This is a genomic window from Streptomyces boluensis (assembly GCF_009908195.1).
Lineage (GTDB): Bacteria > Actinomycetota > Actinomycetes > Streptomycetales > Streptomycetaceae > Streptomyces > Streptomyces boluensis.
The window spans coordinates 1-8324 of the sequence record NZ_JAAAHS010000344.1 but is presented as its reverse complement, the minus strand read 5'-3'; the positions used below and the strand labels follow the sequence as shown (position 1 = coordinate 8324).

Sequence of the window (8324 nt, the reverse complement as noted above, 5' to 3'; positions counted from 1 at the left end):
GGCACCCTCACCGTCACCCGCAAGCCCCGCGGCGCATTCCGAGCAAAGGAGATCGACCCACCCCCCGCAGCCAGCAAGGCCCGAGTGATGGAAAGCCCAAGCCCGGAACCCTTCACATTCTGGTGCCGCCCACTCCGCCAGAAGCGATCACCGACCCGCTCCAGTTCGTCGTCCGTGAGCCCGGGTCCGCCATCCGCGACGACGATGGTCGCGGACGAACCGTTGGACGCGACGGTCACCGTCACCCCCTCCCCAGCGGGCGTGAACTTCAGCGCGTTGTCGATCACCGCGTCCAGCGCGCTGGACAGAGCCACCGGGTCCGCCCACGCGGTCGCCGCCGACAGGCCCTCACAGCTGAGCGTGACTCCCCGGTCGTCGGCCAACGGCCGCCACGCGTCGACGCGTTCGGCGGCCAGCTCCCCGATGTCGGTGAGCCGCAGGTCGGCGGCGGCGTGCTCGGCGAGCGCCAGGTCGAGCAGGTCGTCGAGCACCTGGGCGAGCCGCTTGCCCTCGGTACGTACGGACGCAATCTCCTCGTTGCCCTCGGGCAGTTCGAGGGCGAGCAGCTCGATCCGCAGGAGCAGCGCGGCGAGCGGGTTGCGCAACTGGTGCGAGGCGTCGGCGACGAACGCCCGCTGCTGTTCGAGCACGTCCTGCACGTTGTCGGCCATCTCGTTGAACGACCGGGCGAGGCGCCGCAGTTCGGGCGGTCCCCCGGCGGCCGCGACCCGGGACTTGAGGCGTCCCGTCGCGATGTCGTGGGTGGTCGCGTCGAGGACCCGTACGGGCCGCAGCACCCAGCCGGTGAGCCGGAGCGCCGCCCCGATGGCGAGCAGCATCGCGGCGGCCTCACCGGCGCCGATGACCAGCCAGCCGTCCTGGGTCGCGGAGCGCATCTTGCCGGTGGGCGAGTCGGTGACGACGACCGCGACGACATCGCCGTCGCGGATCACGGAGGACGCCACGTACAGGCGGCGGTTCTGCCAGGGCCAGACCTGCCGGGGGTTGTGGCTGCCGCGCCCGGCGAGCGCCTCGCGGAACGCCTCGTCGCCCTCGCCGGACTCCGGCACCTCGAAGCCGGGTGTGCTGGCCATGACGTCGCCGTCGCGGTAGAAGACGCCCGCCTTGATGCCGTACACGGCGTGGTAGCGGATCAGCTGCTTCTGCAGCGTGGCGAGGCGCTCGTCCTTCTGCACCTGCCGTGATCCGGTGGGGCGCTGGGTGACGTACTGCGCGAGGCCGGCGAAGCGGGCGGTGTCGTCGATGCGGTCTATGACAACCTTCTGCTGCTGGGCCGCGGCGAGGCTGACCGCGAGCGGGAAGCCGAGGGCGAGCAGCACACCCGCCATGAGGACGATGAGCAGCGGGAGCAGTCGGGTCCGCACCGGGCGGCCTAGCCCTGGGTGGGGGCGACGAGGCGGTAGCCGACGCCGCGGACCGTCTCGATGAGCGCGGGCATCCGCAGCTTGGAGCGGAGCGAGGCGACATGCACTTCGAGGGTGCGCCCGGTCCCCTCCCAACTGGTGCGCCACACCTCGCTGATGATCTGCTCCCGGCGGAACACCACACCGGGCCGCTGCGCGAGGAGCGCGAGCAGGTCGAATTCCTTACGGGTCAACTGCACGCCCACCCCGGCCACGCTGACCTGCCGGGTGGGCAGCTCGATCCGCACCGGGCCGAGGCCGATCGAGTCGTCCACCGGGTCCGCGACGTCGTCGGGGGCGGTGCGGCGGCCGACGGCGTGGATCCGGGCCAGCAACTCCCCGGTGTCGTACGGCTTGACCACGTAGTCGTCGGCGCCGAGGTTGAGGCCGTGTATGCGGCTGCGCACGTCGGCGCGTGCCGTCACCATGATCACGGGGGTGGTGGTGCGCTTGCGGATCTTGCCGCAGACCTCGTAGCCGTCCTGGTCGGGCAGGCCGAGGTCCAACAGGACCACGGCGAAGCCGGACTTGGCCGACTTGTCCGGATCATCTGCGTCCGGCGGCAGCAGCGCCCGCAGCGCCTCCTCGCCGCTGCGCGCGTGCACGACCTCGAACCCGTGCCGGGCGAGCACAGCCGAGAGCGCGGCGGCTACATGATCGTCGTCCTCGACGAGCAGCAGTCTCATTCCGGCCCCCTTCGGTTCATCGGTCGTTCGGTCGGTACGTGCACCCTGCGCGCGCACGCGAGACGCACCAAGGCAGTCACGCTGATGACCGAGGACGCCGTCAAGAGTGTTCCGGTCACGGGCAGGTTCCGTTATGCAGCCGGTACGGAGCTTGCGCGTCCTCTTCACACGGTGTGTCCGGTTGCAGCCGGATCGTTATGCTCAATTTCCCCTCAGATGTAATGACGCTGGTCGTACGGCCTGATTACTGTCCTCTCCAACCGAGGAGGACGGAGCAGGAACCCCCATGGCCGAAGTATCAGTGACCAAGGACGCCGCACCCGTGGCGGACGAACTGGTCGCGCTGAAGAACGTCAACAAGCACTTCGGCGCGTTGCATGTACTCCAGGACATCGACCTGACCATCGCCCGAGGCGAGGTCGTCGTCGTCATCGGGCCGTCCGGCTCCGGCAAGTCCACGCTGTGCCGCGCCATCAACCGCCTGGAGACCGTCGAGTCGGGCACCATCACGATCGACGGGAAGCCGCTCCCCCAGGAGGGCAAGGAGCTGGCCAGGCTGCGCGCCGATGTCGGCATGGTCTTCCAGTCCTTCAACCTCTTCGCGCACAAGACGGTGCTCGAGAACGTGATGCTGGGCCAGATCAAGGTCCGCAAGGCGGAGAAGAAGGCGGCCGAGGAGAAGGCCCGCGCACTGCTCGACCGCGTGGGCGTCGGCGTCCAGGCGGACAAGTACCCGGCGCAGCTCTCCGGCGGCCAGCAGCAGCGCGTCGCCATCGCCCGTGCCCTGGCGATGGACCCGAAGGTCATGCTCTTCGACGAGCCGACCTCCGCGCTCGACCCCGAGATGATCAACGAGGTGCTCGAGGTGATGCAGCAGCTCGCCCGGGACGGCATGACGATGGTCGTGGTGACGCACGAGATGGGCTTCGCCCGCTCCGCCGCCAACCGCGTCGTGTTCATGGCCGACGGCCGGATCGTCGAAGAGGCCACCCCCGACGAGTTCTTCAGCAACCCGCGCAGCGACCGGGCGAAGGACTTCCTGTCGAAGATCCTGCATCACTGACGGCGTCCCGCCGACGTCCCCGGCACCGGCCCCGGACGTCCGCTGACGTCCCCGACGCCGCGTCCCGGACCCGCGTCCGCCCACGTCGTCACCTCAAGTCCTGCTGACACGAAGGATGTTCACGATGAAGCTCCGTAAGTCCGCCGCCACCGCGGCCGTCGTCGCAGCGCTCGCGCTGACCGCCACCGCCTGCGGCGGCAAGGAAGGCTCCGCCGGCGACAAGCCGAAGGGCCCGGACACCTCCGGCACCAAGGCCCTCAGCTACGAGGTCAAGAAGGACGCCAAGGTCGACTCCCCGGTCTTCGAGGCCGCCAAGAAGCGCGGCAAGCTGGTCATCGGCGCCAAGGCCGACCAGCCGTACCTCGGCTTCGAGGACCAGTCGACCAAGGAGCGCTCCGGCTTCGACATCGAGATCGCCAAGATGGTCGCCGCCGACCTCGGCTTCTCCGCGAAGCAGATCGAGTGGAAGACGGTCGACTCCGGCGCCCGCGAGACCGCCGTCTCCAAGGGCGACGTCGACCTGATGATCGGCACGTACACGATCAACGACGAGCGCAAGAAGCAGGTCGACTTCGTCGGCCCGTACTTCCACGCCGGTGCCTCCCTCCTGGTCCGCAAGGACGAGAAGGACATCAAGGGCGCGGAGACCGTCCGGGACAAGAAGGTCTGCTCCATCGTCGGCTCCACGCCGCTGCAGAACATCAAGAAGCCCAAGTACGGCGCCAAGGTGACCGAGCTGTCCAAGTACTCCGAGTGCGTGGCCCAGCTCCTCAACAACCAGATCGACGCTGTCACCACCGACGACGCGATCCTGATGGGCTACGCCGCGCAGAACGAGGGCAAGCTCAAGGTCGTCGGCAAGCCGTTCTCCGACGAGCCGTACGGTGTCGGCCTGAAGAAGGGCGACGCGGCCCTGCAGAAGGCGGTCGCCGAGGCCATCACGGCGCACACCGACAACGGCGACTACAAGAAGGCCTTCGAGGCCACCCTCGGCAAGTCCGGCTCCGAGTACAAGGCCCCGCCGGCCTTCACCGACCCGAAGTAATGCTTTCCGCCCCGCTCCGTACGCACCCTCGGGCGCGGCGGGGCGGGGCGCTCCATGTGCGCCTCGCTGCCGGACCCGTCCCTGCACCTCAGGGCCCCGTCGCGAAGTCCTGCGACCGTCGCGAACCCCTCGCGGAGAATTCATGAACGTACTGCTCGACAACCTGTCGCTGTTCCGCGAGGGGTTCATCGGGACCCTGAAGCTGACCGGGGCCAGTGCCCTGGTGGCCATCGTGCTCGGCGTGATCGTCGCCGGGTTCCGGGTCTCGCCGGTCCCGCCGCTGCGGATATTCGGGACCCTCTGGGTCACCCTGCTGCGGAACACCCCGCTGACGCTGCTGTTCCTCGTGGCGTTCTTCGTCGTACCGAAGGTCCTCTTCCCGGACCTCGACTCGTTCCTGCTCGCCGTCGCGGCCTGCGGGTTCTACACCTCGGCGTTCGTCGCCGAAGCGGTGCGCTCCGGTATCAACACGGTGCCGCTCGGCCAGGCCGAGGCCGCCCGCTCCATCGGCATGACGTTCACGCAGACCATGCGCCTGATCGTGCTCCCGCAGGCCACCCGCACCGTGGTGCCGCCGCTGTCGAGCATCTTCATCGCCCTGACGAAGAACACCGCGATCGCCGGCGCGTTCAACAACGTCGACCTGTTCAACGTCTCCAAGACGCTGAGCAACGACGGCTACGACATCACGATGATCTTCATCTGGATCACCCTCGCGTATCTGATCGTCACGTACGCCATCAACGGTCTCTTCCGGCTGTTGGAGCACCGCCTGGAGGTCGCCCGATGAGCGCGAGCGTTCTCTTCGACGCCCCCGGCCCCAAGGCCCGGGTCCGCAATGTCATCTACACCGTCGTCGGCTTCGCGGCCCTCCTCGGCGGCATCGCCTGGGTCATCCTGCGCCTCAACGAAAAGGGCGAGTTCGACCCCGCCCTGTGGGACATCTTCAACTACGCGGGCATCCGGCAGAACATCCTCGACGCGCTGCTCGCCACCCTCAAGGTGTTCGCGCTCGCCGGTGTCTTCTCGCTGGTCTTCGCGGTGTTCCTGTGTGTGGCGCGGCTCTCCGACCACAAGCCGGTGCGCTGGGTCGCGGTCGCCTTCATCGACCTGTTCCGGTCGATCCCGCTGCTGATCACGATCTTCGCCCTGTGGGTCGGCATCCTCGGCTCGCTGACGCCGTTCTGGGCGCTCGTCGTCGGCCTCACGATCTACAACGGCTGTGTCCAGGCCGAGGTCCTGCGCGCCGGCATCAACGCCGTACCGAAGGGCCAGAAGGAAGCCGCGTACGCGATCGGCCTGCGCAAGTCCCAGGTCATGACGCTGGTGCTGTTCCCGCAGGCGATCCGCTCGATGCTCCCGACGATCATCAGCCAGCTCGTGGTGACCCTGAAGGACACCTCGCTCGGCTTCATGATCCTCTACCCGGAGCTGCTGCACTCGGCCCGTCTGATCGCCAACAACACGCCCGTCAACGGCGTGTACCCGTTCGTCCAGACGGTCGCCGTCTTCGGCGCCATCTACATCGGCCTCTGCCTGATCCTGTCGTGGATCGCCACGTGGATCGAGAAGCGGGGGCGGCGGGCGAAGACCGGCATCAAGGTCGCCTCGGCCAAGGAGCCGGCCGCCTCGGAGGTCGCTCAGGCCAGCGGAACCACCGTGCTCACGGTTCCCGACCCGCGCGGCGAGACGATCGTCGACACGACTCCCGACAGCAGCAGCTGACGGACCGTCGAAAACCCTGAAGTGCCCGGAGGCAGCGACGTCACGTCGCTGCCTCCGTCACTTGACGCAAGCACCGGCAATGGGTTGCATACGTTCTGTGATCGCGCACCCCGCCCCAACTGCCAGTACCAGCACGCCCTTCAAGGCCTCTTCCCTGGCAGGAGGCGCCGCGCCGTGGACCCGGTGATCGTCGTCGGGGCGGGGCCCGTCGGCCTCACCCTCGCCCTCGCGCTCGCCCGCGCCAAAGTCCCCTCGGTCGTCCTCGACGAAGGCCCCGGCAACGACGAACAGCGCCTCGCGCGTACGGCGGTGCTCCGCGAGGACGTGTCCGAACTCGTCGCCCGGCTCACCGGCGGCGACTTCTCCAACTCCCGCTGGGCCGGCTGGCGTTCGTACCGGCGCAAGCAGGAGATGCGACGGCACGCCTTCACCGTGGACGAGGTCAGCCCGGCCCCCGTCCACCTCACCCAGCACGCCCTCAGCACCGCCCTGCGCGCCGCCGTCGCCGACGAGGAGCTCGTCCGGCTCGTACCGGACAGCCGCCTCGACGCCATCGAGCAGGACGCGAGCAGCGTCACCGCCCACACCCGCGGCCCGCACGGCACCTGGTGGCGCGGCAGTCACCTCGTCGGCTGCGACGGCCCGCGCTCCACGGTCCGCAAGCTCCTCGACATCCGCTTCCCCGGCCGCACCGCCGTGGAACGCCGCGCGGTCGCCGCCCTGCGCACCGAACTGCCCTGGCCCGGCGAGGCCGTTCTGCACCGGATGCCCCCGTGGCCCGGCGCCGCCACCGAGATCACCGCCCGGCCACTGCCGGACAACGTCTGGCGCCTCGACTGGCTGCTCCCCGCCCGCAGCGAACTCGTCACCCCCGATGTCCTCATCGCCAAGATCCGCGACACCCTCGCCGGCTGGTGCGGCGGCAGCACCCCGCCGTACGACCTGCTCGACACCGGCGTCCACACCGTGCACCACCGCCTCGCCCGCAGCTGGCGCTCGGACCGCTGCTTCCTCGCCGGGGACGCCGCGCATCTGCTCGGCGCCCTCGGCACCCAGGGCGTCGACGAGGGCCTGCGGGACGCGGACAACCTGGCCTGGAAGCTGGCCCAGTGCTGGCACCACGGCGAGTCCACGGCACTCCTCGACAGCTACCAGTCGGAGCGCCGCAGCGCCGTCGCCGCCCGCCTGCGCGCCGCCGACCAGGCCCTGCCGATACTGCGCGGGGGCGGCGGCCTGCGCGCCTACGTACCGGGCACCGCCCGTGGCCACGACACCCTGCTCACCGACGGCCATGTGGGCCGCGGCCCGCTCGGCTCCGCCCCCTCGTACGCCGGCTCACCGCTGGCCCCCGAGGCGCCCCCGCAATCCGCGGTCTCCGCCGGTACGGAACCGGGCACGCCGGTCGTCGACGTGCCGGTCACGGCGCCCGACGGAACCACCACACGGCTGCGCGACCGGCTCGGCCGCGGCACCTTCCTCACCGTTCTCGTCGCCCCCGGCACCGGCGTCTGGGACCGCCGGCACTGGATGACGGCCGGAGTGATGCCCCGCCTCGCCGCCGCCGTGACCGCCCTGCCGGTACGCGGCGAACTCCTCGTCACCGAGCACTACCCCGGCGCCGGCGCCCACACCGTGCTCCTCGTCCGGCCCGACGGCCACCTGGTGACGGCCATCGGCGGCGTCCGCCCCGCCGAGCTCTACGCGGCCACGGACACGGCCCGCGGCGGCCCACCCTCGGCGACACCCGGCCACCCTGCCGCCGACGACGCGGTCGGTCCGGAGGAGGTCGAGGTGGTCGAGGACGTCGAGAAGGCCGAGGAGGTCGAGGAGGAGGTGGTCGTGGACGAGGTGGATGTCGTGGACGAGGTGGATGTCGTGACGGACCTCGCCGAGGGACCGGCCGACTCCCGCCCCCGCGTTCGCCAAGCGGACACCGGTTGACCCGGACCTGGCCGCGTGCTGTACTCCGCCTCATGAACGACACCAGCCGACGCCTGTGGCGGAGGGTCCATATGGACCTGGTCCGCTACGCGGGCTGTGTCTGTCGTACGTCCTGATCTCGCCTTCCCCGACGCGCCCGCGCCCGGTGACATCCCGGTGCGCCCGCGCGTCTCCAGCGACTTCTCAGGACGGCACCCGTGTCTTCGACGACTCCCGCGAGTTCCACCGCGCCCGCGGCACCTTCCGCTTCCGTCTCCGCTTCGGCTTCCACTTCCACGTCTGCGGCTCCGGCCGCGCCCGTGGCTTCCGCCTCACCCACCCCTGCTCCCTCCTCCACTCCCACTCCCGCGCAACTCCTCGATTTCGTACGCCGCACCGCCGCCGACGCCGAGTTGGTCGCCTCGCTTCCCCTCGACCCCGAGGGCCGCACCTGGGTGCGG

Annotated in this window: 8 protein-coding genes and 1 pseudogene; 7 read left to right on the top strand and 2 right to left on the bottom strand. The window is 70.0% G+C overall.

Translation table 11 applies throughout. The features are described from left to right. The coding region (locus tag GUY60_RS30135) for a sensor histidine kinase (protein WP_161703501.1) at window positions 1–1385 on the bottom strand (1385 nt) is incomplete at its 3' end. An 8-nt stretch (window positions 1386–1393) separates the two neighbouring features. Beyond that, entirely contained in the window at window positions 1394–2110 is a 717-nt protein-coding gene (locus GUY60_RS30130; protein ID WP_161703499.1) for a response regulator transcription factor, read from the bottom strand. A 286-nt stretch (window positions 2111–2396) separates the two neighbouring features. On the opposite strand from GUY60_RS30130, the gene GUY60_RS30125 reads away from it, so the two are divergent. From GUY60_RS30125 to GUY60_RS39805, 7 genes and pseudogenes are all read left to right on the top strand, one after another. Continuing rightward, window positions 2397–3173 (top strand): amino acid ABC transporter ATP-binding protein, encoded by a 777-nt coding sequence (locus tag GUY60_RS30125; protein ID WP_161703497.1) that lies wholly within the window; start codon window positions 2397–2399, stop codon window positions 3171–3173. A gap of 124 nt (window positions 3174–3297) precedes the next feature. Further along, window positions 3298–4218: a glutamate ABC transporter substrate-binding protein gene (locus GUY60_RS30120; RefSeq protein ID WP_161703495.1), complete on the top strand. Its 921-nt coding sequence runs from the start codon at window positions 3298–3300 to the stop codon at window positions 4216–4218. A gap of 142 nt (window positions 4219–4360) precedes the next feature. Further along, a complete protein-coding gene (locus tag GUY60_RS30115; protein ID WP_161703493.1) occupies window positions 4361–5008 on the top strand; it encodes an amino acid ABC transporter permease in 648 nt (215 codons plus the stop codon). Further along, complete coding sequence (locus GUY60_RS30110; protein ID WP_161703491.1) at window positions 5005–5943, top strand: amino acid ABC transporter permease; 939 nt, start codon at window positions 5005–5007, stop codon at window positions 5941–5943. The genes GUY60_RS30115 and GUY60_RS30110 overlap by 4 nt, the downstream gene beginning before the upstream one ends. 174 nt (window positions 5944–6117) lie before the next feature. After that, the gene (locus GUY60_RS30105; protein WP_187370161.1) at window positions 6118–7884 is read left to right on the top strand and encodes an FAD-dependent monooxygenase; all 1767 of its coding nucleotides are present in this window, start codon (window positions 6118–6120) and stop codon (window positions 7882–7884) included. 32 nt (window positions 7885–7916) lie between these two features. Further along, window positions 7917–8000 carry a putative leader peptide gene (locus GUY60_RS39810; RefSeq protein WP_312866481.1) on the top strand — a complete coding sequence of 28 codons (84 nt, stop codon included), beginning with the start codon at window positions 7917–7919 and terminating at the stop codon, window positions 7998–8000. A gap of 81 nt (window positions 8001–8081) precedes the next feature. Further along, window positions 8082–8324 (top strand): annotated as a pseudogene (locus GUY60_RS39805) (cysteine dioxygenase); the annotation flags it as partial.